Origin of the sequence: Streptomyces hygroscopicus subsp. hygroscopicus (genome assembly GCF_001553455.1) — a bacterium.
GTDB lineage: Bacteria > Actinomycetota > Actinomycetes > Streptomycetales > Streptomycetaceae > Streptomyces > Streptomyces hygroscopicus.
In genome coordinates, this window is record NZ_BBOX01000130.1 from 18,427 (window position 1) to 41,825 (window position 23,399).

21 protein-coding genes and 1 riboswitch are annotated in these 23,399 nt (G+C 73.4%); of the genes, 7 read left to right on the forward strand and 14 right to left on the reverse strand.

Annotation, left to right across the window (positions count from 1 at the left end):
• Positions 1-40 precede the first annotated feature (40 nt).
• Positions 41-1,222 (reverse strand): UDP-N-acetylglucosamine--N-acetylmuramyl-(pentapeptide) pyrophosphoryl-undecaprenol N-acetylglucosamine transferase, encoded by a 1,182-nt coding sequence (locus AXW62_RS15305; RefSeq protein ID WP_060945045.1) that lies wholly within the window; start codon positions 1,220-1,222, stop codon positions 41-43.
• A gap of 360 nt (positions 1,223-1,582) precedes the next feature.
• Here AXW62_RS15305 and AXW62_RS15310 point away from each other — a divergent pair, with 360 nt between their 5' ends.
• Complete coding sequence (locus AXW62_RS15310; RefSeq protein WP_060945046.1) at positions 1,583-2,149, forward strand: hypothetical protein; 567 nt, start codon at positions 1,583-1,585, stop codon at positions 2,147-2,149.
• A gap of 70 nt (positions 2,150-2,219) precedes the next feature.
• Here the strand turns inward: AXW62_RS15310 and AXW62_RS15315 are convergent, their stop codons facing one another.
• From AXW62_RS15315 to AXW62_RS15340, 6 genes are all read right to left on the reverse strand, one after another.
• Positions 2,220-3,020, reverse strand: a complete 801-nt coding sequence (locus tag AXW62_RS15315) for an ECF transporter S component (protein ID WP_060945047.1) — start codon at positions 3,018-3,020, stop codon at positions 2,220-2,222.
• A 281-nt stretch (positions 3,021-3,301) separates the two neighbouring features.
• A complete protein-coding gene (locus tag AXW62_RS15320; protein WP_060945032.1) occupies positions 3,302-4,924 on the reverse strand; it encodes an ABC transporter ATP-binding protein in 1,623 nt (540 codons plus the stop codon).
• On the reverse strand, positions 4,921-6,243 hold the full coding sequence (locus tag AXW62_RS15325) for an energy-coupling factor transporter transmembrane component T (RefSeq protein WP_252368618.1): 1,323 nt from the start codon (positions 6,241-6,243) through the stop codon (positions 4,921-4,923). The genes AXW62_RS15320 and AXW62_RS15325 overlap by 4 nt, the downstream gene beginning before the upstream one ends.
• 8 nt (positions 6,244-6,251) lie before the next feature.
• Positions 6,252-6,860, reverse strand: a complete 609-nt coding sequence (locus tag AXW62_RS15330) for an SCO2322 family protein (RefSeq protein WP_060945048.1) — start codon at positions 6,858-6,860, stop codon at positions 6,252-6,254.
• 206 nt (positions 6,861-7,066) lie between these two features.
• Positions 7,067-8,404 (reverse strand): SCO2321 family membrane protein, encoded by a 1,338-nt coding sequence (locus AXW62_RS15335; protein ID WP_060945033.1) that lies wholly within the window; start codon positions 8,402-8,404, stop codon positions 7,067-7,069.
• Between the two features lie 174 nt (positions 8,405-8,578).
• A riboswitch (cobalamin riboswitch) is annotated at positions 8,579-8,651 on the reverse strand.
• A 32-nt stretch (positions 8,652-8,683) separates the two neighbouring features.
• Positions 8,684-9,235, reverse strand: a complete 552-nt coding sequence (locus AXW62_RS15340) for a GNAT family N-acetyltransferase (RefSeq protein ID WP_060945049.1) — start codon at positions 9,233-9,235, stop codon at positions 8,684-8,686.
• A 237-nt stretch (positions 9,236-9,472) separates the two neighbouring features.
• On the opposite strand from AXW62_RS15340, the gene AXW62_RS15345 reads away from it, so the two are divergent.
• Positions 9,473-9,943, forward strand: a complete 471-nt coding sequence (locus tag AXW62_RS15345) for a protein-tyrosine phosphatase family protein (RefSeq protein ID WP_060945034.1) — start codon at positions 9,473-9,475, stop codon at positions 9,941-9,943.
• Positions 9,944-10,542: 599 nt separating this feature from the next.
• Here AXW62_RS15345 and AXW62_RS15350 read toward each other — a convergent pair.
• Complete coding sequence (locus tag AXW62_RS15350; protein WP_060945035.1) at positions 10,543-11,610, reverse strand: Strvi_7410 family MBL fold metallo-hydrolase; 1,068 nt, start codon at positions 11,608-11,610, stop codon at positions 10,543-10,545.
• Between the two features lie 247 nt (positions 11,611-11,857).
• Between AXW62_RS15350 and AXW62_RS15355 the strand changes: the two genes are divergently transcribed.
• Positions 11,858-13,324 carry an aldehyde dehydrogenase gene (locus tag AXW62_RS15355; protein ID WP_060945036.1) on the forward strand — a complete coding sequence of 489 codons (1,467 nt, stop codon included), beginning with the start codon at positions 11,858-11,860 and terminating at the stop codon, positions 13,322-13,324.
• Positions 13,324-13,557, forward strand: a complete 234-nt coding sequence (locus tag AXW62_RS15360; RefSeq protein ID WP_030825799.1) for a ferredoxin — start codon at positions 13,324-13,326, stop codon at positions 13,555-13,557. The genes AXW62_RS15355 and AXW62_RS15360 overlap by 1 nt, the downstream gene beginning before the upstream one ends.
• A 76-nt stretch (positions 13,558-13,633) precedes the next feature.
• On the opposite strand, the gene AXW62_RS15365 is transcribed toward AXW62_RS15360, so the two are convergent.
• Both AXW62_RS15365 and AXW62_RS15370 read right to left on the reverse strand, forming a co-directional pair.
• Positions 13,634-14,260: a response regulator transcription factor gene (locus tag AXW62_RS15365; protein ID WP_174556396.1), complete on the reverse strand. Its 627-nt coding sequence runs from the start codon at positions 14,258-14,260 to the stop codon at positions 13,634-13,636.
• 294 nt (positions 14,261-14,554) lie between these two features.
• A complete protein-coding gene (locus tag AXW62_RS15370) occupies positions 14,555-15,169 on the reverse strand; it encodes a TetR family transcriptional regulator (RefSeq protein WP_030825795.1) in 615 nt (204 codons plus the stop codon).
• A 392-nt stretch (positions 15,170-15,561) separates the two neighbouring features.
• Here AXW62_RS15370 and AXW62_RS15375 point away from each other — a divergent pair, with 392 nt between their 5' ends.
• From AXW62_RS15375 to AXW62_RS15385, 3 genes are all read left to right on the forward strand, one after another.
• Positions 15,562-16,899, forward strand: a complete 1,338-nt coding sequence (locus tag AXW62_RS15375; RefSeq protein WP_030825793.1) for a glycosyltransferase family 4 protein — start codon at positions 15,562-15,564, stop codon at positions 16,897-16,899.
• A gap of 124 nt (positions 16,900-17,023) precedes the next feature.
• Positions 17,024-17,767, forward strand: a complete 744-nt coding sequence (locus AXW62_RS15380; RefSeq protein ID WP_060945038.1) for a class I SAM-dependent methyltransferase — start codon at positions 17,024-17,026, stop codon at positions 17,765-17,767.
• Entirely contained in the window at positions 17,764-18,864 is a 1,101-nt protein-coding gene (locus tag AXW62_RS15385) for a prenyltransferase/squalene oxidase repeat-containing protein (protein ID WP_060945039.1), read from the forward strand. The genes AXW62_RS15380 and AXW62_RS15385 overlap by 4 nt, the downstream gene beginning before the upstream one ends.
• Positions 18,865-19,216: 352 nt before the next feature.
• Here AXW62_RS15385 and AXW62_RS15390 read toward each other — a convergent pair whose 3' ends face one another.
• From AXW62_RS15390 to AXW62_RS15405, 4 genes are all read right to left on the reverse strand, one after another.
• Positions 19,217-19,510 carry a hypothetical protein gene (locus AXW62_RS15390; protein WP_030825774.1) on the reverse strand — a complete coding sequence of 98 codons (294 nt, stop codon included), beginning with the start codon at positions 19,508-19,510 and terminating at the stop codon, positions 19,217-19,219.
• Between the two features lie 89 nt (positions 19,511-19,599).
• Entirely contained in the window at positions 19,600-20,610 is a 1,011-nt protein-coding gene (locus AXW62_RS15395; protein WP_030825772.1) for an LLM class F420-dependent oxidoreductase, read from the reverse strand.
• A 171-nt stretch (positions 20,611-20,781) separates the two neighbouring features.
• Entirely contained in the window at positions 20,782-21,597 is an 816-nt protein-coding gene (locus AXW62_RS15400) for a DUF5336 domain-containing protein (RefSeq protein ID WP_060945040.1), read from the reverse strand.
• Positions 21,598-21,759: 162 nt separating this feature from the next.
• Positions 21,760-22,650 carry an N-acetylmuramoyl-L-alanine amidase gene (locus AXW62_RS15405; protein ID WP_060945041.1) on the reverse strand — a complete coding sequence of 297 codons (891 nt, stop codon included), beginning with the start codon at positions 22,648-22,650 and terminating at the stop codon, positions 21,760-21,762.
• Positions 22,651-23,399: the final 749 nt, after the last annotated feature.

The window sequence follows — 23,399 nt, forward strand, 5'->3', positions numbered from 1 at the left end:
CCCGCCGGACGCGGCGGACAGGAGCACGTTCACGAGCCGGTCATCCGCCGGTCGCGGCGGACAGGAGCACGTCCACGAGCCTGTCCGCCGCGTCCGGCCGTCCGTGCGCACGGGCCGCCTCCGCCATCCCCGCGCGCCGCGCCGGGTCGGCCAGGAGCGGTCCGAGGGCGTTCCGCAGCCGGTCCGCGGTGACGTCGCCGGTGAGCGCGACGGCGGCGCCGGCCTCCTCGAGGTGCCGGGCGTTGTGCGCCTGCTCGTTCCCCGCCGAGGAGGCGAGCGGCACGAACACGGCCGGCTTGCCGAGGGCGGTGAGTTCGGCGAGGGTGCCGGCGCCGCTGCGGGATACCACGATGTCGGCGAGCGCCAGGACGTCGGGCAGCTCCGGGCCGACGAACCCGGTGAGGTAGTACCGGCCGGTGAGGTGCGGCGGGAGCCCGGCCGCGCTCGCGCGCAGGGCCTCGACGTTCGCCGGCCCGCACTGGTGAATGATGTTGGCGCGTTCCAGGAGCCACGGGAGGGCGTCCCGCACGACGTTGTTGATCTGCTGCGCGCCCTGCGCGCCGCCGGTGACGTACAGCGTCGGGAGCCGGCGGTCGAAGCCGGCCAGCCCGAGGGCGGCGACCGCCTTGTCGGCGTGCCCGGTCAGAACCTCCGGCCGGATCGGGTTCCCGGTGACGACGGCCAAGGACCGTACGGCTTCCGGGAGGAGCGGGAGCGTCGACTCCGACGACACGGCGATACGCGCCGCCGACCCGGCCAGCTTCCGGTTCGCCAGCCCGAGCCGCACGGTCTGCTCATGCAGCACCAGGGGACGCTTGCACATCCGCGCCGCCAGCCCGGCCGGGACGGCGACATACCCGCCGGTCGCGAGGACGACATCCGGCCGGAAGTCCGACACGATCCTGCGGGCCTGAGCGACACCGAGCGGCACCCGCGCCATGTCCTTGACGTTCGCCGGGCTGATCATCTTGAGCGGGTTCGCGGACCGGCGGATCTTGCCCGTCGCGACCGTCGTGAAGGCGATGCCCTCGGCCGGGGCGACGCGGGCCTCCAGCCCTTCAGGTGTGCCGATCCAGAGGACGTCGAGCGTGCGGCCCTCGGCCGCCAGCCGGGTCTGCAACGCCCGAACCGCGGTCAGGGCAGGGTAGGTGTGGCCGCCGGTACCTCCGCCCGTGACGATGAGACGGAAGGTATTCGACAGATGGGAAGCGGGTTCGTTCACCCGGCGCACCCTACTGGCCCGACCGCGGCCCGGAGGACGATTCCAGCCGCGCCCCGCCAACGGCGGGAGTGTGGCCATGGTCGAGCGCTGATCGACCGGAATCCGGGGCTTGGATGTCGGCGGTATCGATTCCTCGGCGGTGCCCCTTGGGGCGCCGCCGTTTTCGTATGCCTGGAATCGTCAATTCACGGTGACCGCCTTCGCCGTAACGGGGGCTGCCTCGCATATGAGTTCATGTAGGACGAGCAGATGAAAACCCTTTAAGGGCGGCTAACCTCTGGGATGTCATCGGATTGGCCGCTTGAGGTGATTTGTCGTTGATCGCACCTTGTGTGGCCGGAGTCGAAGGGAAGCGACACCATGTCAGCTCGCCGAATGCTCACCGGTACGTTCCTGGGGCTGGGAGCCCTGGCCCTGGCCGCCACGGCGGTCGCCCCGGCGGCCAACGCCGCGCCCGTCCCCGTGACGGCCCTCACCTGCGACGGGGACACCTACAAGTGCACGGCCAACCTGGCGTTCGGCGACGGCAGGTGGGTCGCGCAGTGGAATGTGAACGTATTCCACCAGAGCGCGGCGAGCCATCAGCGGGCCACCCGGTCGGCGAACGCGCTGCGCACCGCCGCGGCCCCGGTCCCGGTCACGGCCCTCACCTGTGACGGGGACACCTACAAGTGCACCGCCGGGCTGCGGTTCGGCGACGGCAGGTGGGTCGCCCAGTGGAACGCCAATGTGTTCCACCAGGCCATGGCCCATGCCGAGTCCGCCGCCTCGGCGAAGACGGTCAAGGCTCCGCGGGAGGCCGCCGCCCCGGTGCCGGTGACCGCCCTGAACTGCGACGGGGACACCTACAAGTGCACGGCCAACCTGCAGTTCGGTGACGGCAGGTGGGTCGCGCAGTGGGACGCCAGCGTCTTCCACCAGAACTGACGCGCCGACAGGAGTAATCAACGACCAGGACGGGCGGGCCCGGTGCGGACAACGCGCCGGGCCCGCTCGGTCACCCGTCCTCGAACACCACCGGCGCCTCGAACGCCGCGCGGCGCGTGGCCCGGCGCAGGGCCCGCAGGATGGCGCCGCCGAGGGTGAGGGTGAGCACCATCGTGACCACGGCGCGCGGCAGATCCCAGCCCAGCGAGGTGGCCAGACAGTACGCCACGAAGCGGGCGAGGTTCTCGTCGAGCGGGTCGCCGGGGACGTAGGAGATCCCGGAGGCCATGCCCTGCATCAGGGTCCAGCCCTGGAGGTTCATGGCCGTTCCGTAGGCCACGGACGCCACCGCCCCGTACCCGGCGAGCAGCAGCGACTCCGCCCGGCCGCGCAGCCGGGCGGCCCCGGGCAGCAACCCCGCGCCCATCGCCACCCAGCCCATGGCCAGCATCTGGAACGGCATCCACGGCCCCACCCCGCCGGTGAGCAGCGCGGACGCGAACATCGACACGGCGCCGAGCACAAACCCGAAACCGGGGCCCAGCACCCGTCCCGACAGCACCATCAGGAAGAACATCGGCTCGATCCCGGCCGTCCCCGCGCCCAGCGGCCGCAGCGCCGCGCCCGCCGCCGCCAGCACGCCCAGCATCGCGATGGCCTTGGCGTCCAGGCCGGTGTCCGCGATCGTCGCCACGACCACGGCCAGCAGCAGCGGGAGCAGCGCGGCGAACAGCCAGGGCGCGTCGGCGGCATGGGTGGTGATCCCCGAGTCGCCCGGTGCGAACAGCGGCCAGCCGAAGGCGAGGACACCGATCGCGGAGACGAGGGCGAGCGCCACGACCGAGCGCGGGCCGAGGCGTACGGCGCGGATGCGTACGGCCGTGGCCCCGCCGCTCTGTTCGTCGGTTCGGTGCGGTCCGTCGGTCTGGTTCTGCCTGTCGGCGCCGCGCTGCCTGTCGGTCCGGTGTGGTCCGGCGGTCTGGTGTGGCCCATCGGTTTGGCGTGGCCCATCGGTCGGGTGCGGTCCGTCGGTCTGGCGCGGTCCGCTCGGCCGTGTCCCGCTGAATTGGCCCTCGCTGTGTTGCCTCTTGCCCGGCTGTCTCCCGCTCCACCGTTTTCCACTCAACCGTGGTCCGCGCGGGGACGCCCCGCTCACGGTGTCCCCGCCAGCGCCTCGCGCACCTGCGGCACCGTCAGCCACGGCAGCGGCGCGAGCACCTTGGCCACCTGCGGCGCGAAGGCGGGCGAGGACACCACGACCTCCGCCGTGGGCCCGTCCGCCACCACCTCGCCCTCGGCCAGGATCACGACGCGGTGGGCCAGTTCGGCCGCCAGCTCCACATCGTGGGTGGCCAGCACGATCGCATGGCCGTCCGCCGCCAGCGCGCGCACCACCTCCACCAGCCGTGCTTTCGCCGCGTAGTCGAGGCCCCGCGTCGGCTCGTCGAGCAGCAGCAAGGGCGGGCGGGCGGTGAGGATGACGGACAGGGCCAGCGCCAGCCGCTGCCCCTCCGACAGATCGCGCGGATGGGCGGTGTCCGCCACCTCCGGCAGCAGTCGGCCCACCAGCTCACGGCAGGTGCCGGGCGCCGCGCCCGCGTCCTGGTCGGCCGCCGCGCATTCGGCGGCGATCGTGTCCGCGTAGAGCAGGTCGCGCGGCTCCTGCGGTACGAGCCCCACCTGACGCAGCAGTTCGGCGGGGCGGGTGCGGTGCGGTACGACCCGCCCCGGCCCGACCCGCACCGACCCCGAGGCCGGTTCGTGCAGCCCGACCAGGCTCGCCAGAAGCGTGGACTTGCCCGCCCCGTTGCGTCCCATCAACGCCACCGTCTCGCCCGGCCGCACCGACAGGTCCACCCCGCGCAGCGCTTCGACCCGGCCGTGCCGGACGGACAGCCGGGACACCTCGGCCACCGGCTCGCCCGGCGGCGGATCGGCCACCGTCCGCGGGGTGAGCGGCGCCAGCCGCTCCCGCAACGGCCCCGCCCTGCGGCGCGCGTCCCGCACCGACAGCGGCACCGGGGACGGCCACCCGGCGAGGCCGCCCAGCGCCACCACGGGCGGCTGGACCGGCGACACCGGCAGCAACTCGGCCGGTACGCCGGTCAGCGGGGCGGCGCCTGGGGAGGGCAGCAGGATCATCTGGTCCGCGTACTGCGCCACCCGCTCCAGCCGGTGTTCGGCCATCAGCACGGTGGTGCCCAGGTCGTGCACCAGCCGCTGCAGCACGGCCAGCACCTCCTCGGCCGCGGCCGGGTCGAGCGCGGAGGTCGGCTCGTCCAGGACCAGCACGCGGGGGTGGGTGGTGAGCACCGAGCCGATCGCCACGCGCTGCCGCTGTCCGCCGGAGAGCGTGGCGATGGGGCGGTCGCGCAGCTCGGCCAGGCCCAGCAGGTCCAGCGTCTCCTCGACCCGGCGGCGCATGGTGTCCGGGGCGATGCCGAGGGACTCCATGCCGTAGGCGAGTTCGTCCTCGACGGTGTCGGTGACGAAGTGGGCGAGCGGGTCCTGCCCCACGGTGCCGACGACATCGGCCAGTTCACGCGGTTTGTGGGTGCGGGTGTCCCGGCCCGCGACGGTGACCCTGCCCCGCAGGACGCCGCCGGTGAAATGCGGTACGAGACCGGAGACGGCACCCAGGAGTGTCGACTTGCCGACCCCGGACGGGCCGACGAGCAGACACAACTCCCCTTCGGGGACGGTCAGGTCCACCTCCGCGAGGGCGGGCCGCGCCGCACCCTCGTAGTGGACCGACACCTGCTCGAAGCGGATCACTGCGTGGCCTCCTCGGGTCCGGCCCCGGCTCGCGCGTCAGCGCGATCGCCGCCGGGCGGGGTCTGTGCGGTGCGGTGGTTGTCGGGGGCCGGGGCCGCGAGGGCTGGGAGCAGCCCCAGCAGCACCCCCGCCGCAGGCCACAGCGGCAGCGTCGGAGCGGTGAGCGGGACCACGGACGGCTGGAGGGCCTGGGGCGCGTACGAGGCGGCACCGATCATCAGCGCCGCGACCGCCGCTCCGGACCCCGCCACCAGCCAGGCCCGGACGTCCCAGCGGTCCGGGCGGTAGCGGCTGCGCACCGAGCGGCGGCCGCCCAGCCACAGCCCGCCGAGCGCGGCGGCCAGCCCGGTGAGCAGCAGCGGCAGACCGTAGCCCGCGCCCTCGGCCGCGAGCAGGCCGTACGTACCGCAGCAGACGCCGAGCAGCCCGCCCAGGGTCAGCGCGGTGGTGGTACGGGCGACGGCGGGCGGGACCTGGGCGGTGCGGCCGTAGCCGCGTGCGTCCATCGACGCGGCCAGGGCCACCGACCGCTCCAGCGCGCCCTCCAGCACCGGCAGCCCGACCCGCAGCAGCGCCTTCACCCCGCGGTCGGGACGGCCGCGCAGCCGGCGGGCGGAGCGCAGCCGCGCGACGTCCGCCACCAGATGGGGCGCGAAGGTCATCGCCACCACGACCGCGACCCCGGCCTCGTAGAGTGCGCCGGGCAGCGACTTGAGCAGCCGCGCCGGGCTGGCGAGCGCGTTCGCGGCGCCGACGCAGATCAGCAGGGCGGCCAGCCGCAACCCGTCGTACAGCGCGAACACCAGCCCCTCGGCCGACACCCGGCCGCCGATCCGTACGCCCTGCGCCCAGTGGGGGAGCGGGACTTCGGGGAGGGTGAGGAGCACCCGGGTCCCGGGGATCGGCGAGCCGAAGAAGACCGCGAAGAACAGCCGGATGGCCAGCACCACCAGACCGAGCTTGAGGAACGCGGTGTACGAGCGGGCCCACGGGGCGTCCGTGCGTCGCACGGCCACCACGTAACCCGCGACCGCGATCAGCAGCCCCAGCAGCAGCGGATTGGTGGTCCGGGACGCGGCCGTGGCCAGCCCGAGCGCCCACAGCCACCAGGCCCCCGCGTGCAGCGCGCCACTTCGGCGCGCCCCACTTCCGCGCGCCCCACTTCGCCGCGGGGCGCCGCCGCGCGGCGCACCGGTCCGGGGCCGGGTGCGGAACCGGGCGCCGAACCGGGTACGGAGTCGGGTACCGAGCCGGGCTTGCGCACGGGGGTGGCGGCGCGGAGCGGTGTCGTGGCCGGTGTACGGTGGCACGGCGCTCATCCGCGCGCTCATGCCCGACGGCGGCGCGCCTGCCAGACCGCCGCGGCGCCGAGCAGAACCACGGCGACCAGCCCGCCGATCAGCCCGGCGGACGGGCCCGAGTCGCCATCCGCCTTGTCGCCGTCGCTCTTCGGGACGGCGTGGGCGTCCACCGAGCTGCTCACCTTGTCGCCGCAGCCCGACTCCGGATAACCGGCGATGGCGCACAGCAGCGCGGCGGAGTTGTAGCGCAGCGGTTTCGCGACCGCCGCGAGCGCTTCCCCGGCGGACGCGTCCTCGCCGACCCGGGCGCATTCCGTACGGGGCGCGGGCGGGGTGCGGTGGTCCGGTGCGTCGGCGGCCGTGCCGAAGTCGAGGACGACCGCGACCCGTTTGGTGCCGTCCTTGGCCGGGGTGTCGGCGCAGACGGCCGCGAAGTCGGCCGTGCCGCGCGGCCGGGTGGCGTCGTCGGAGTCCTCGCTGACCGCGAACCGGAAACCGATCGTGTCACCGTCGCCGGGCCGTGCCGACGAAGGCCCCTGGGTGGAATAGGTCCACCCGCCGCCGTCCCCGCCCCGCTGCCAGAACGACCAGTAGCGATACCCGTCGGCGGCCTGCGCGGGGGCACCGCCGAGCATCGCGAACAGTACGACAGCGGGCAGCACCAGCAGCCGGGCCAGGCGGGCACGGGCACATGTACGTGTACGCGCACGTGCCCGTGCGGCCGAGCTGGTCCGGGTGTGCGGGGTTGGGGCCGCGTGGGCGGGGTGGGCCGGAGCCGCGTTGACGCGCTGGGTCGGGGACGTGCCCATGCGCCGTGCCGGGGACGTGTGGGTGCGCGGGATCAAAGCTGCTGCCTCTTTCGGCCGCTGAGCAGGAAGCCGATGCCCACACCCGCGACCGCGCAGACCCCGACCGTCCACCAGACGCCGCCGATCCCGCCGCCGTCGCTCTTCTTCTCCTCGCCCTTGCCGTCCGAGTCCCCCTCCGCGTCCGCACCCGAATCCGGGGCCGCCGCTTCCGGCTTCGGCCCGGTCGCGTTCAGCTGCTGTACGAGATCGGCGCCGCCGAAGTCGCGCGGGTTGGCCCCCGCCGCGTGGGCCGCGAGGACCAGCTTGGCGAGTGCGCCGGGATCGCCCTTGGCCCAGGCCACCGCGCCGCTGTCCTTGCTCTGCAGCCACTGCAACGGCTTGCCCGCGGCCGCGCTGTGTTCTCCCGCGGCGAGTGCCACGACCGCGTCGGCGGTGCCGCCGAAGTCGGGCTGGTCCTTGGCGCCGGGCATGGCGGACTTCAGATGGCTGCCGGTGTCGGACATGACACGGGACAGATGGGCCAGCGCGGCCTCGGCGGCCTCCTTCGGCGTACCGGCCCCGCCCTTACCGGCCCCGCCCTTACTGTCCCCGTCCTCGCACCTCAGCGGCTTCGGACCGGCGCCCTTGTCCTTGCCGACCGTCTCGAAGACGAAGCCCTTGCCCTGGATGGCCAGCGCCGCGCTCGCGGTGGCCAGTTCATTGGCGACCGGCTCGCCCTTGGCCGCGGTGTACGCGAACGCCCCGCGCTCGTCCGCCTTCGCCGCGCACCCGAGCTGCAGCCCGAGCAGCGCGTCGTACGGACTCTTGCCGCCGTGGCCGTCCTTGCCGCCCTCGCCGTCTTCGCTGTCCTTGCCGTCTTCGCCGCCCTTGGCCGGGTCCTGGCCGGTGGCCGCGAAGGCGCCGATCACCGCCGACGTGGAGTTGGCGTCGCTCGGACCGCCAGGGTTCATGCCCCAGCCGCCGTCCTCGTTCTGGTGGCGCTTCAGCCAGCCGATGCCCTTCTCCACGGCGTCGGCGCGCCCGCCCAGCGCGGCCAGCGCCTGGACCGCCGCCGACGTCGCGTCGGTGAACTCGCCCTTCTTCGGGTCGCACGCCTTGGTGGTGTCCGCGCGGTACGCCGGGAAACCGCCGTCCGCGCACTGCTGCCCGGCCAGCCAGTCGATGGCCGACTTCGCCGGGGTGACCCCCACCGCGTCCTGGGCGAGCAGTGCCAGCGACTGCCGCCACACTCCGTCGAACTTCGGGTCCTTGGTGCCGTAGAGACCCGCGGAACGCCCGGCCGGGCCGTCCTCGGCGGAGGCGGCCGGCGCGGCGGCCACACCCAGGGCGGCGCAGAGGGAAAGAGCCGCCACGCTGCGGCGTATGTTCATGGCTGTGGTGCCTCTCGGTCGGTGGACGGGCGTGGCGTACGCAGCCGCGCACGGCCGTCCATCCGTGTGCGGAACGCTCCGCGACACGCCTGGCACCCGGCTCAGCTCCGCATACCTCGACGGTGCCGCCACCGGTCCTCCGGCGGCGGGAGCCTGCGTCGTCGCGCCCGTCCGGGTGTTCCGGCTCGTGCGCCCCGCGGGGCGCGCTCACGGTTGCGGGTCAGCGCCGGAATCGCACCGGCTTCCCCCGATCGGACGCGTATGAAGTTTACGGACAGCTTATCCGTCCACTTGTCGGACCTCCTCGGCCGCCCACCGATGGCGGTCGCCCCGGGCGAGGGTGAGGCAGCGCGTCGTGGTGCCGTCGTCCTCCTCTATGTCGCGGCCGTACGCGAAGCCGAGCCGGGTGAGCAGCGCAAGCGACGCGCCGTTGGCCGCCGTGACCGTGGCGTGCACCTCCTCCAGGCCGAGCGCGCCGAAGCCGTGGCCGATGACCGCCTCGGCCAGCTCCGTCCCCAGGCCGCGTCCCCACGCCTCCGGCGCCAGCGCGTAGACGATCTCGTGGCCGTCGACGGCCTCGGTCGGTTTGATCTCGGCGTGGCCGACGTACCGGCCGTTCTCGCGGACGGCCCAGACGTCGAACAGCCGCCGGGCGTAGACCTTGGTGAAGATCCGCCCGAACAGCGCCCGGTCGTCGGCCTCCGGGACGGGCTTTCCGTCCCCCATCCAGCGGGACACCCGCCCATCCTGGAAGAGGGCCACGAAGCGGTCCTCGTCTTGGGGCCGGTACGGCTCGAGCAGCAGGCGTGCGGTGCGCAGCGTCGGCGTCATGCGCCGCGAGGCTATGCGGCCGTCCACCAGCGGGCAATCCGATAACGCGATCTCGGCGGTTCCGTCACCTCGGTGGTTCCGTCGCCTCGGTGGTCCGGGCACCTCAGCGGGTCCGCCACCTCGGCGTGGACACACCGGCAGGGCTTGGTGGCGACGCCAGTTGACGTGATCGGACCGTGCCACGATTCCGGTGGCCGGGACGCGGACGGAAGGAACGCTTCTCGGTAGCCTGGCTCCATGACCCATACCCATACCTGGGAGCCCACGGGGCCGGGTGTGCTGCGGCTGCCGTCGGGCCGGCTCATCCGGGGGCGGGGGCTGCGCCATCCGCTTCCGGAGGGCCCGCTGCCCACCTTCGCGCTCTATCTGCGGGGCCGCCGCCCACCGGCCGTGGAATGGGAGCACCGCTGGGTGCGCTGGCCCGACTTCTGGCTGCCCTCCGACCGCCGTGCCGCCGCCGGTGCGCTGCGCGAGGCATGGGAGCGCGCCGGGGACGAGCGCGTCGAAGTGGCATGCGGCGGCGGCCAGGGCCGCACCGGCACCGCGCTCGCCTGTCTCGCGGTGCTGGACGGGGTGCCTGGTCAGGAGGCGGTGGCGTACGTCCGCGAACACTACTCGCGGCGCGCGGTCGAAACGCCCTGGCAGCGGCGCTTCGTCACCGGCTTCGACCCCTCTCGCCAGGCGGAGGGGCCAGCCCGCCGGGGCTGATCGGGTGGTCGGGCCACCAGCCGGGCCGACCGAGTCAACGGGCCAGCCCGCACGGGCTGATCGGCGCCGCCCCCGCACGGACTGGGCGGCGCTGCCCCCGCACGGGCTGGTCGGCGCCGCCCCGCCCGGCTGATCGGGCCGACCGCCCGGACGAGTCCGTCGCTCCATTCGGGCGGACGGCCGAAGACGGCCACGCACGCTCCCGTCGGTACGCGGTGTGGGGCCAGGACGGGTGAGCCCGGGCCCAGCCGGGGCCCGGTTCCGGCTGGTGAGCCCGGCCCCAACCGGGGAGCCCGGTTCCGGCTGGTGAGTCCGGCCCCAGTCGGGGGCTCGGCTCCGGCAGGTGGTCCGGCCTCGGTCGGGGCTCGGCTCCGGCTGATGAGCCCGACCCCAGCCGGGGCCCGGTTCCCGCTGGTGAGCCCGGCCCAGTCGGGGGCCCGCTTTCGGCAGGTGGTCCGGTCTCGGTCGGGGCCCGGTTCCGGCAGGTGAGCCCGGCCCCAACCGGGAGCCCGGTTCCGGCTGGTGAGCCCGGGCCCAGCCGGGAGCCCGGTTCCGGCTGGTGAGCCCGGGCCCAGCCGGGGAGCCCGCCCCTGCGTGGCTCAAACGGCCTGGTACGTCACCGGATCGCTGCCCGGTACCGCTTCCGCCCGGCCCAGCTTCACCAGTCGGCGCAGATGCGCCTCCGCCTCCGAGACCGCGATGGTGCGGGAGCCGTAGGGGATCTGCTCCCACGACCGGTTCCACTCCATGGCCTCGGCCAGCCGCCACGGGGTGAGCGGGGTGGTCAGCAGGGCCAGCAGTCCGGACAGCCGCTCCTCGTGGTGGCGCAGCAGCGCGCGTACCCGCCCGGGGGCGTCGGTGAAGGCGTACTGATGGGCGGGGAGCACCTCGGCCGGGGCGAGGGCGGCGACGCGTTCGAGGGAGTCGAGGTAGTCGCCGAGAGGGTCGGTGACGGTGGTGTCGTCGGGGTCCTCGTAGAGCCCGATGTGGGGGCTGATCTCGGGCAGCAGATGGTCACCGGAGAAGAGCCTGCCCCGGCCGGTGTCCCCCTCCGCCGCCTGCCGCCGCTCCAGGACCGGATGGGCCTCCTCGAGGTGGAGGCAGACGTGGCCGGGGGTGTGGCCCGGGGTCCACAGGGCGCGCAGCCGCCGCCCCGGCAGGTCGAGCAGTTCGCCGGGGACGATCTCGCGGTCGGGGAGGGCGGCCCGCTGCCCCGGGACGCCCGTGCGGCCGGACGCGCGGGCGGCGCGCAGCGGGGCCAGATGCTCCTCGGGTGCCCCGGCCGCGGCGAGCTTCTCCTGGAGGTAGTCGAGCCAGCGGGAGGGGTCGGCCTCGCGGGTGCGCCGGACGACCTGCGCGTCGGCGGCGTGCATGGCGATCCACGCACCGGACGCCTCCCGTACCCGCCCGGACAGCCCGTGGTGGTCGGGGTGGTGATGGGTGACGAGGACGCCGTGCACATCGGAGACCGAGGCGCCGCAGGCGGCGAGCCCGGCGGTGAGGGTGTCCCAGGCCGTGGGGTCGTCCCAGCCGGTGTCGATCAGGACCGGGCCGCGGTCGGTGTCGAGGAGGTGGACCAGGGTGTGCCCGAGCGGGTTGTCGGGGATCGGGACCGGGATGCTCCACACCCCGCCGCCGTGCTCGGTCACCCGCGTCACCTGCGTCATCGGGTCCCCCTCTCCTCGACACAAGCATTGCCCACTATAACGGGAACTGGTATCAGTTCTGATGCAGCGTCAGATGGGCAGTATCGGATAGGCGGTACCGGATAGGCAGCGTCGGATAGACGACGTCAGATGGGCGGCGTCGGATAGACGGCGTCAGTTGCGCGGCGTCGGATAGGCGTCAGAGGCACGTCACATACTCAGGCACCGGGTGCACGCCCCCTCAGTCATCGGCCGGAAGGCATCAGCGATGGACGACCTCATCGAGCACGGACAGCTCTTCATCGGCGGCGCGTTGGCCGATCCGGCCGGTACGGACGTGATCGAGGTGGTCTCGCCGCACACCGAGGAGGTCATCGGCCGGGTGCCGCACGCCTCCCGCGCCGATGTGGACCGGGCGGTCGCGGCGGCGCGTACGGCGTTCGACGAGGGGCCCTGGGCCCGGACGGGCCTGGACGAGCGGATCGCGGTGGTCACCCGCGTCAAGGACGCCATCGCAGCCCGCCACGAGGAGATCGCCCGGGTCATCAGCGCGCAGAACGGCTCCCCGTACTCCTGGAGCGTCCTCGCCCAGGCGCTCGGCGCGATGATGGTGTGGGACGCGGCCATCACCGTGGCCCGCGACTTCGTCTACGAGGAGCGGCGGGCCGGGGCGCTCGGCCCGCTGCTGGTGCGACGGGAGCCGGTCGGGGTGGTCGCGGCCGTGGTGCCGTGGAACGTGCCGCAGTTCGTGGCGGCCGCGAAGCTGGCGCCCGCGCTGCTCGCGGGGTGCTCGGTGATCCTCAAACCGTCACCCGAGACGCCTCTGGACTCCTACCTCCTGGCGGAGATCGTGGCCGAGGCGGGGCTGCCCGAGGGGGTGCTGTCGATCCTCCCGGCCGACCGCGAGGTCAGCGAGTACCTGGTCGGTCACCCGGGCGTGGACAAGGTGTCGTTCACCGGGTCGGTCGCGGCCGGCAAGCGGGTGATGGAGGTCGCCTCGCGCCGGCTCACCCGGGTCACCCTGGAGCTGGGCGGCAAGTCGGCCGCGGTGATCCTGCCGGACGCGGACCTGGAGGCGGCCGTCACCGGGATCGTGCCCAACGCCTGGATGAACAACGGGCAGGCGTGTGTGGCCCAGACCCGTATCCTCGCGCCGCGCGGCCAGTACGACGAGATCGCTGAGCGGTTCGCGGCAGCCGCCTCCGCCCTGGTCGTCGGCGACCCCCTGGACCCGGCCACGCAGGTCGGGCCGCTGGTGGCGCGGCGGCAGCAGAAGCGGTCGCTGGACTACATCGCGCTGGGGCAGCGCGAGGGCGCCAAGGTGCTGACCGGTGGCGGCCGGCCGGCGGCCCAGGAGACCGGCTGGTACGTGGAGCCCACGCTCTTCGGCGACGTCCGCAACGACATGCGGATCGCCCGGGAGGAGATCTTCGGCCCGGTCATCTGTCTGCTGCCGTACGGGGACGAGGAGGAGGCGCTGCGGATCGCCAATGACTCCGACTACGGCCTGTCGGGCTCGGTGTGGACGGCGGACACCGGGCACGGCGTCGACTTCGCCCGGCGGGTGCGCACCGGCACCTACTCCGTCAACACCTTCAGCCTCGACATGCTCGGACCGTTCGGCGGCTACAAGAACTCCGGTCTGGGGCGGGAGTTCGGCCCGGAGGGGTTCTCCGCGTACCTGGAGCACAAGATGATCCATCTGCCCCAGGGCTGGGACGGGGAGCCGAGCTGATGGGGGACCGCTGGCGGATCGAGGTGGACCGCGGTGTGTGCATCGGCTCGGGGATGTGCGTGAGCACCGCGCCCGGCGGCTTCCGGCTCGACGGGGCGCGGCAGTCGCATCCGTCCGAGGCGGAGGCCGAGCCGTCCGAGGCGGTGCTGGCGGCGGCCGAGGGCTGTCCGGTCGAGGCGATCGCCATCCGGCTGTCGGACACCGGTGAACCGGTCTTTCCACCCGATGAGTAGAAGCCGTGGGCAGAGGCCGGAAGCAGAAGCCGGAAGTAAGAGCCGGGAGCAGAAGCCGGGCCGCCGCCGGCCGGGGTCAGACCCAGCCCGCGCCCTGCGATATGCGTATGGCGTCCACGCGGTTGCGCGCACCGGTCTTACGGGTGATCGAGGCGAGGTAGTTGCGTATCGTCCCGGTGGACAGGTGGAGCGTACGGGCGATCTCCGGGATGGAGGCGCCGTCGGCGGCCAGGGACAGCACGCCCAGCTCGCGCTGGGTCAGCGGGATCTCGGCCGCCTGGAGGAAGCCGTATCCCAGCGCCTCGTCGACATAGCGCTCCTTCCTCGCCACCTGCCGGATGGCCTCGATCAGCCGCTGGGGCGGGGCGTCCTTGTCGACGTAGCCGAGCGCTCGGGCCTCATGGGCGCGGCGCAGCGGACCCGGCCGCTCGGCGTTGACCAGCACCAGCAGTCCGCAGTCGCCGTTCTCGCCGGAGGCGGAGGCGGAGGCGACGATCTTCCCTAACTCCCCCTTGCGCGCCACCCTGTCGGAGGCCGGGCAGTCCGCGTCCACCACGCACACATGCGGCTGTAAGGAACGGGCTCTGCTACGCGCGTCGCGCCAGGAGCACGCGGCAGCCTCGATGTCCGGTTCGGTTCCCAGCAAAGACGCCAGGGCCGACCGCAACAGACCTGAATCGTGTACCAGAAGTAACCTGATCACGAATTTCTCCACCCCCCACGATGCGGTTCTCTTGTCGCGCGCCGTTGTCGCTCTGTCGCGCGCCGTTCATGAATACCGGGATTGGGCAGGGCGTGAACGCGGAATTTGAGCCAAGAGGGGGCGCGAGGGCGCACAAACCACTCCCAGGAGCTTGAAAGGGCGCAGAGATTGACGCGTGCGCCCCTGGTGTCGAATCCCCTGGAGGTCGGATCCGGTGGTGTCGGATCCGGTGGTGTCGGATCCCCTTGTGCCGGATCCCCTTCTGTCGAATCCCCTGGTGTCGGATCCGTCCGGTCAGCTAGCCGGAGCGGGGGCCGTGAGGTCGATCAGCCGGCAGACGGTCTCGATGTCGATCTTGACCTGGGCGATCGAGGCGCGCCCCGAGAGCCAGGTGATCAGCGCCGAATGCCAGGTGTGCTCGATGACCCGGACCGCGGAGAGCTGCTCGGCCGTCGGAGGGTCGGCCAGGCCCATGGCATCGAGGATGATCGCGGTGGTGAGCCGGGAGACGGTGTCCACCTCCGGGCTGACCGACCGGTCGGCGAAGGTGAGGGCGCGCACCATCGCGTCGGCCAGGTGCGGTTCGCGCTGCAGGGCGCGGAAGGCGCGCATCAGGGTCTGGGCGACCCGGGCGGCCGGCTCCTCCTCGGTCGGTGGCCGCTTGCGCAGCGTCTCGTGCATGTGCTGCAACTGGTCCTGCATCGTCGCGACCAGCAGATGCACCTTGGAGGGGAAGTAGCGGTAGAGGGTGCCGAGCGCCACGCCGGAGTGCTCGGCGACCTCGCGCATCTGGACCGCGTCGAAGCCGCCCCGGCCGGCCAGCCGGGCGCTGGTGTGCAGGATGCGCCGGCGGCGCGCCTCCTGCCGCTCGGTCAGCTGCAGGGCGGCCGGCTTGACTTCTGCGGTCATGTGTCCCACTTCGGATGTATTGCGTCTGCGGGTCGGCGACAAGCGGACATCGTGCATGATGGCAGGACAGGACCGGGCCCTGCGAGCCACTGGAACTCGTTCTAGGCTAACGCGGGTGGTGTCCGGAGCACCCGGGTCCGCGCGGTTGGCGCAGGTTGCCGCCGGGGCCGTGCGCGGCCGGTCCGGCGGGGGCCGGCCCGGCACACACCTCCGTCGTCAACTTCTCCTCGGCGCCTCGGCTACCGAGTGGTAGGGATCACCTGCCCCGGTCCCGGAGGGGCCATCCGGGGCAGGTATCTTCGAGACTCCTCAGCCGATGCGTTAGTGAAACTTGTTCTAGATAAACGGAAGCGGATACGCTCCCGCTGAACTGCACCAAGGAGGGGGCGCGAGTGACCGCAGAGGCCGCGCAGGAGACCGGGGCCGACCCGCTTGGCGCAGTGCCCCCCACCGCCACCGACGAACGGCCGCTGCGCATCGCGCTGCTCAGCTACAAGGGGAATCCGTTCTGCGGAGGTCAGGGCGTCTACGTACGCCACCTCTCCCGGGAACTCGCCCGGCTCGGCCACACCGTCGAGGTCATCGGCGCCCAGCCGTACCCGGTGCTCGACGCCGAGGAGGGCGTCACCCTCACCGAACTGCCCAGCCTCGACCTCTACCGCCAGCCCGATCCGTTCCGTACGCCCCGGCGCGAGGAGTACCGGGACTGGATCGACGCCCTGGAGGTCGCCACCATGTGGACCGGCGGCTTCCCCGAGCCGCTCACCTTCAGCCTGCGCGCCCGCCGCCATCTCGCCGCGCGCCCCGGCCAGTTCGACGTCGTCCACGACAACCAGACCCTGGGATACGGGCTGCTGGGCCTGGAGCGGATCGGCTTCCCGCTGGTGACCACCATCCACCACCCGATCACCGTCGACCGGCAGCTGGAGCTGGACGCCGCCGAGGGCTGGAAGCGGCGCCTGTCCGTGCGCCGCTGGTACGGCTTCACCCGGATGCAGAAGCGGGTGGCCCGGCGGCTGCCCTCGGTGCTCACCGTCTCCGGCTCCTCCCGCCGGGAGATCGTCGAGGACCTCGGGGTGCGGCCGGACCGGATCCACGTGGTGCACATCGGCGCGGACACCGGACTGTTCTCGCCCGACCCCGCCGTCCCGGTCATCCCCGGGCGCATCGTCACCACCTCGAGCGCCGACGTGCCGCTCAAGGGCCTGGGGTATCTGGTCGAGGCGCTCGCGAAGGTCCGCGCCGAGAACCCCGGGGCCCATCTGGTGGTCGTCGGCAAGCGGCCGCAGGAGGGGCCGGTGGCCGCCGCCATGGCCCGCTACGGGCTCGAAGGCGCCGTCGAGTTCGTCAAGGGCATCAGCGACGCCGAACTGGTGGACCTGGTGCGCGGCGCCCAGATCGCCTGTGTGCCCTCGCTGTACGAGGGGTTCTCGCTGCCCGCCGCCGAGGCCATGGCCACCGGCACTCCCCTGGTCGCCACCACCGGCGGTGCGATACCCGAGGTCGCCGGCGTGGACGGCGAGACCTGCCTGGCCGTACCGCCCGGCGACGCCGACGCGCTCGCCACGGCCCTGATCCGGCTGCTCGGCGACGCGGACCTCAGACGCCGGCTGGGCGCGGCGGGCCGTGAGCGGGTGCTGCGGCGCTTCACCTGGGAACAGGCCGCCCGCGGCACCGTCGAGCAGTACCGCGAGGCCATCGGCGCGTCCGCGCGATCCGCCCGCGGCTAGGGGGCTTTGCGATGGATCTCCGCGGCGTCGCGACGCCCGGCACGCCCTCCCGCCGCACCGGCCGAAGCCCCGCCCCCGCTACCTCCCCCCGCCCCACGATCCCGCCGGACGAAAGCAGACCCCCGTGCTGACCGTCGATTTCTCCCGCTTCCCCCTCGCCCCCGGCGATCGCGTCCTCGACCTCGGCTGTGGCGCCGGCCGGCATGCCTTCGAGTGCTACCGGCGCGGCGCCCAGGTCGTCGCGCTCGACCGCAACGGAGAGGAGATACGCGAGGTCGCCAAGTGGTTCGCCGCCATGCAGGAGGCCGGGGAGGCCCCGGCCGGCGCCACGGCCACCGCGATGGAGGGTGACGCCCTCGCCCTGCCCTTCCCCGACGACAGCTTCGACGTGGTCATCATCTCCGAGGTGATGGAACACATACCGGACGACAAGGGCGTGCTCGCCGAGATGGTGCGGGTGCTCAGGCCCGGCGGCCGGATCGCCGTCACCGTGCCGCGCTACGGCCCGGAGAAGGTCTGCTGGGCGCTGTCGGACGCCTACCACGAGGTCGAGGGCGGCCACATCCGCATCTACCGCGCCGACGAGCTGCTGGAGAAGATGCGCGAGGCCGGACTGCGGCCCTACGGCACCCACCACGCCCACGCCCTGCACAGCCCCTACTGGTGGCTCAAGTGCGCCTTCGGCGTGGACAAGGACGGCGACCAGGCGCCGCTGCCGGTGCGCGCGTACCACAAGCTGCTGGTGTGGGACATCATGAAGAAGCCGCTGGCCACGCGGGTCGCCGAACGCGCGCTGAACCCCGTCATCGGCAAGAGCTTCGTGGCCTACGCCACCAAGCCCCACGCACCCCGCGAGGACCGGGCGTGACGGCGCTCGGACCGCGCCCGGGGCCCCGCACCGAACGGCTCGCGCTGCCCGGGGTGCTCAGCCCCGGACAGGTGCTGCGCACGGTCGAGGGCATCGCCGCCGTCCAGCACCCGGACGGCGCCATACCGTGGTTCCGCGGCCACCACCTCGACCCCTGGGACCACACCGAGGCCGCCATGGCCCTGGACGCGGCCGGCGAACACGAGCGCGCCGCGGCCGCCTACCGCTGGCTGGCCCGGCACCAGAACCCCGACGGCTCCTGGTACGCGGCCTACCCCGACACCCCGGACGGCGTGGCCGCCGCCGAACCCACCGACCGCGGCCGGGAGTCCAACTTCTGCGCCTACGTCGCGGTCGGCGCCTGGCACCACTACCTCTCCACCGGCGACGACGCCTTCCTCGACCGGATCTGGCCCACCGTCTTCGCGGCCGTCGAGTTCGTGCTCGGGCTGCAGCAGAGCGGCGGCCAGATCGGCTGGCGGCGCCGCGCCGACGACACCGTCGACCCCGACGCCCTGCTGACCGGCTCCTCCTCCGTCTACCAGGCGCTGCGCTGCGCCCTGGCCATCGCCGAGCACCGCGAGGAGCCCCAGCCCGACTGGGAGCTGGCGGCGGGACTGCTCGGCCACGCCATACGCCACCACCCCGAACGGTTCCTCGACAAGCGCCGCTACTCCATGGACTGGTACTACCCGGTCCTCGGCGGCGCTCTCACCGGCGCCGCCGCCAAGGAGCGCATCGAGGGCGACTGGGACCGCTTCGTGGTCCCGGGGTACGGGGTGCGCTGTGTCTCCCCCAACCCCTGGGTCACCGGCGGCGAGAGCTGCGAACTGGCGCTCGCGCTCTGGGCGATGGGGGAGTCGGACCGCGCCGTGGACATCCTGCGGTGGATCCAGCCGCGGCTGCGGGCCGAGGACGGGATGTACTGGACCGGCTATGTCTTCGAGGACGACGCGGTCTGGCCGGAGGAGCGGACCACCTGGACGGCCGGGTCGCTGCTGCTGGCCGTGGCGGCGCTGGGCGGCGACGAGGCGACCACGGCCGTCTTCGGCGGCGAGGGCCTGCCGCGGGGGCTGGACTCGGACTGCTGCGGCTAGGTGTGCCGACCGGAGAGGTGGGTGACGCCTGCGGCGGGCTGTTCCCCTCCCGGCCCCTTCCCCTGACTGGGGCTCTGCCCCGGACCCCCGGGGCCAAGCCGCATATCGATGCCGCGGGAAGGGGCGGGGCGGGGAAAGGGCTGCCGGGCACCCGGTAACGCTCCGCTGGAACTGCCTCGCCATGCCGTCGATCATTCGCGACGCCGTCGTGGCTGGCCGCGCCCACGCGGCGGAGCCGCACATCGACACAGCCCCGCGCCCCTTCGGGGCGGAGCCGAGCCCCCGGGGGTCCGGGGCGAAGCCCCAGTTGTGGGAAGGGGCGGGGGCGGGGAAAGGGCTGCCGCAGGCGTGCCTAGCCGCGGCGGAGCCGTCCGGCGATGGCGTGGCCGATGAAGAGGTACACCACGGCCGGGAGACCGTAGTTGAGGACGGTGCGGAGCCAGTCCGTGTCCATCGTGAAGAGGTCATGGGACCAGCCCGCGAGCCAGCTCGCCGCGTCGTGGACCACCGTCACCAGGTCATTGGCGCGGTTGGCGTCGAGAAGGGCGAACAGGATCCAGAGGCCGAGGATGACGGCCATGACATCCGCGGCGACCGCCACGACGGTCGCCGCCTGATTGCTTCCGTGGCGATAACTTCGTGACATGCCTCACGTGTTGCCGTCCGAGGCGGGGCCAAACCCCGCGCGGCCGCACACCCGTACGACGATCGGCCGCCCCGCGCGTACGAGGCGATTCAGCCCGCCAGCTCCGCCAGCACCCGCAGCGTCTCGGCGTCCGGCGCCACCGCCAGCAGGTCCGTCACCGGGCCCTCGCGCCACAGCTCCAGCCGTTCCGCGATCCGCTCCCGCGGCCCGACCAGCGAGATCTCATCGGCGAAGGCGTCCGGCACCGCGTCGATCGCCTCCGCGCGCCGGCCCGCCAGGAACAGCTCCTGCACCCGGCGCGCCTCGGCCTCGTAGCCGAAGCGGCCCATCAGATCGGCGTGGAAGTTGCGGGCCGCGTGGCCCATGCCGCCGATGTAGAAGCCGAGCATCGCCTTCACCGGCCTCAGCCCCTCGGCCACATCGGCGCACACCCGCACCTGCGCCATCGGCGCCACCATGAAGCCGTCCCGGGCGTCGGCCAGCGCCTCCCGGTACAGCTCCGTACGCGACGGCGACCAGTACAGCGGCAGCCAGCCGTCGGCGATGCGCACGGTCTGCGCGATGTTCTTGGGCCCCTCCGCCCCGAGCAGCACCGGGAGTCCGGCGCGCAGCGGATGGACGATGGGCTTGAGGGGTTTGCCCAGTCCGGTGGCGTCCGGACCGGCGTACGGATGCGCGTGGTACCGCCCGTCGAGCCGCACCGGCGCCTCCCGGGCCAGCACCTGCCGGATGACCTCGACGTACTCGCGGGTCGCCGTCAGCGGGCTCTTGGGGAACGGGCGCCCGTACCAGCCCTCGACCACCTGTGGTCCGGACAGCCCCAGGCCCAGCATCATCCGCCCGCCGGAGAGATGGTCCAGGGTGAGCGCCTGCATCGCGGTGGCGGTGGGGGTGCGGGCCGCCATCTGCGCGACCGCGGTGCCCAGGGCGATCCGGCTGGTGTGCGCGGCGAGCCAGGTGAGCGGGGTGAAGGCGTCCGAGCCCCAGGACTCGGCGGTCCACACCGAGTGGTAGCCGAGCCGCTCCGCCTCCCGGGTGAGTTCCAGATGGCGGGGATCGGGGCCGCGGCCCCAGTAGCCGAGCGCCAGACCGAGCCGCATGGGAGCCCCCTCGTTCCGCCGGACAGGGTGGACAACCACGGCTGACGGCACGTCAGCCGCACACCGGCCGGACTGTACGGGCCGGGGCCGCGCATGGCAACGGCCCCTCGCCCGGTGAAACGCGGGCGAGGGGCCGTTGCGGTGTGCGTCATGGGAGACGCGGGAAGCGGATCAGCCGCGCTGGATCCCCGTGGTGTCCTGCAGCACGCCGCGGCGGCCGTCCTGCGTCTGGGCGACCAGCGCCTGACCGCGCTGCTCCACCGCGAGGTACCAGGTGCCGGGGGCCAGTTCGGCGATGGTGCTGGACGAACCGTCCTCGGCGTACAGCGGACGGGCCACCGGAACCGCGAACCAGAACGGGGCGAAGTCGCCGCCGGGGGCCGCCGGGGACGGGGCCGGCTGGCCGCCGAAGGACTGGCCGGGCTGCGGCTGACCGGGCTGCGAGCCGTACGGCGCGGGGGCGCCGGGCTGGGCACCCGGGCCCGGGTAGCCGTAACCCGGCTGCACTCCCTGGGCGCCGTAGGGGGACGGGGCCGGGCCGGTGGCGTTCATCAGCGGGGCCTTCAGGGCCGGGACGCGCTGGGCGAGCAGCGCGACGGCCGCCATCGCCAGCGTGGCGATCAGGCCGAGGATCTGCCCGACGCCCTTGTCCACCCCGTCAGGGCCACCGATGATCGTCCACAGCGAACTCCAGGCCGCGAAGACCGCCAGCGCCGAGCCCCACTGTTCGAGCGAGAGCCCGAACAGGTTGCGGCCCGCTGGCTGGAAACGTGCGGAGACGATGAGCACCGCGGCGATGATACCGGCGAGGAAGATCGACGGCAGTACGGGGAAGAAGGCGGACTTCCATCCGTTCTCACCGGCGTCCCGGCAGAAGCTGTTGCCACCGCAGTCGACGGTGTAGAAGTCGAGGAAGGAGGCGATGAACAGCAACACCGCTGCTCCGATCACCACGCCGTCGCCTCGAGTGAGCGAGCGGATGTTCAAGGTGAGGTCCTTTGTCGGTTTCGTCTGTACGTAGCGCTGCCGCCAGGCGCGTAGCGCGAAGGCGTCGGGGGTGGGCCCCATCGTACGGGGGAATCGCCCTGGGGAGTCCGAGGGTGTCCCATCGGTATCCCGGTCGTGACCTCCCGTTCGGTTGAGGGAGCGCTACTCGTTCAAGAAGTCCGTAATGCCCTGTGCGATACCACGCCCCGCGCGCTCGCGCCACGCCGCGTCGGTCAGTTCGGCGGCGTCCTGGGGGTCGCGCATGTTGCCGCACTCGATGAACACCTTGGGAACGGTGGACAGATTGAGCCCGCCGAGATCGCCCCGGACGTCCAGCCCGCTGCCGTCGCCGATGTACTGCGCGGGCTCGCTGCCGGTGGCCTTGGCGAACCGGCTGCGCAGCCGCTCGCCGAGCAGGCGGGAGGGCGCGGTGATGGCGGAGGTGTCCGCGCCGCCGCCCCGCACGGACTTGGGCAGGATCACATGGAACCCGCGCTGCCCGGCGGCGGCGCCGTCCGCGTGGACGGAGACCACGGCATCGGCGTGCGCCGTGTTCCCGATCTCCGCGCGCTCGTCCACACATGGCCCGTAGGGCCGGTCGCCGTCCTGGGTGAACCGCACCGTGGCACCGCGCGCTTCGAGCGCGGTGCGCACGCGGCGTGCCACGTCCAGGGTGAAGGACGCCTCGGCGTAGCCGGAGTTGGTGGCCGTGCCGGTGGTGTCGCACTCCTTCTCGTTGGTGCCGATGTCCACGAGCCGGGCGATCTGTGAGGGGTGGTCACGGTTGTGCGGATTGTGGCCGGGGTCGATGACCACGACCTTGCCCTGGAGGGGCTTACCGGACGACGGGGAGGCCGTGGCCGAGGGGGAGGGGGAGGACGCGGAGGGGGCCGTGGACCCGCTGCCCCCGTCCGCGTCGTCGTCCTTCGAGCCGCCGGGGGAACTCGACAGCAGCCAGAAGGCGACGCAACAGGCTGGTATCAGCGCCGCCAGGACGATCGCGAGAGTGCCGCCGCGGCGACCGGACTCGGGGGGAAAGCTGCCGTTGGACACGCGGGCGATGGTAGCCGGGCCGCCACCGCCCCACACGCCGGGACAGCCGACGAGGCGCGTGCGCCGGACGGACACCGACCCCGGCGGGCCTGGCCCCGGCCCCGGGGCGGTGGCCAGGCCCCGGGCGGAGGTGGCCAGGCCCCGGGCGGGGGGCGGGTGCCGCGTGGTTGGGGCCGGTGTGGCTGGTTCGGGTCGGGTGCCGCGTGGTCCGGGCAGGTTCTGCGCGGTTCGGGTCGGGTGCCGTGCGCTGTCGCTGGGTGGGTGCCCCATGGTCCGGGGCTGGGGTCGGATGGGCCGGGTTGGGGTGCCGTGTGGGTCGGGTCGGGTGTCGCGTGGTTCGGGTCGAGTGCCGCGCGTCGTCGCTGGGTGGTGCCGCATCGGTCCGGGGCTGGGGCCGCCGAGTGGTCCGGGGCTGAAGCGGCATGGGTCGGGTCGGGTGCCGCATGGGCCGGGTCGGGTGCCGCGTGGGTCGGGGCAGATGCCGTGCGTTGTCGCTGAGTGGTCCCCCACGGGTCCGGGGGCTGGGGTCGGATGGGCCGGGTTGGGGTGCCGCGTGGGTCGGGTCGGGTGTCGCGTGGGTCGGGTCGGGTGCCGCGCGTCGTCGCTGGGTGGGTGCCGCATGGTCCGGGGCTGGGGCCGCATGGTCCGGGGCTGAAGCGGCATGGGTCGGGTCGGGTGCCGCATGGGCCGGGTCGGGTGCCGCGTGGGTCGGGGCAGATGCCGTGCGTTGTCGCTGAGTGGTCCCCCAC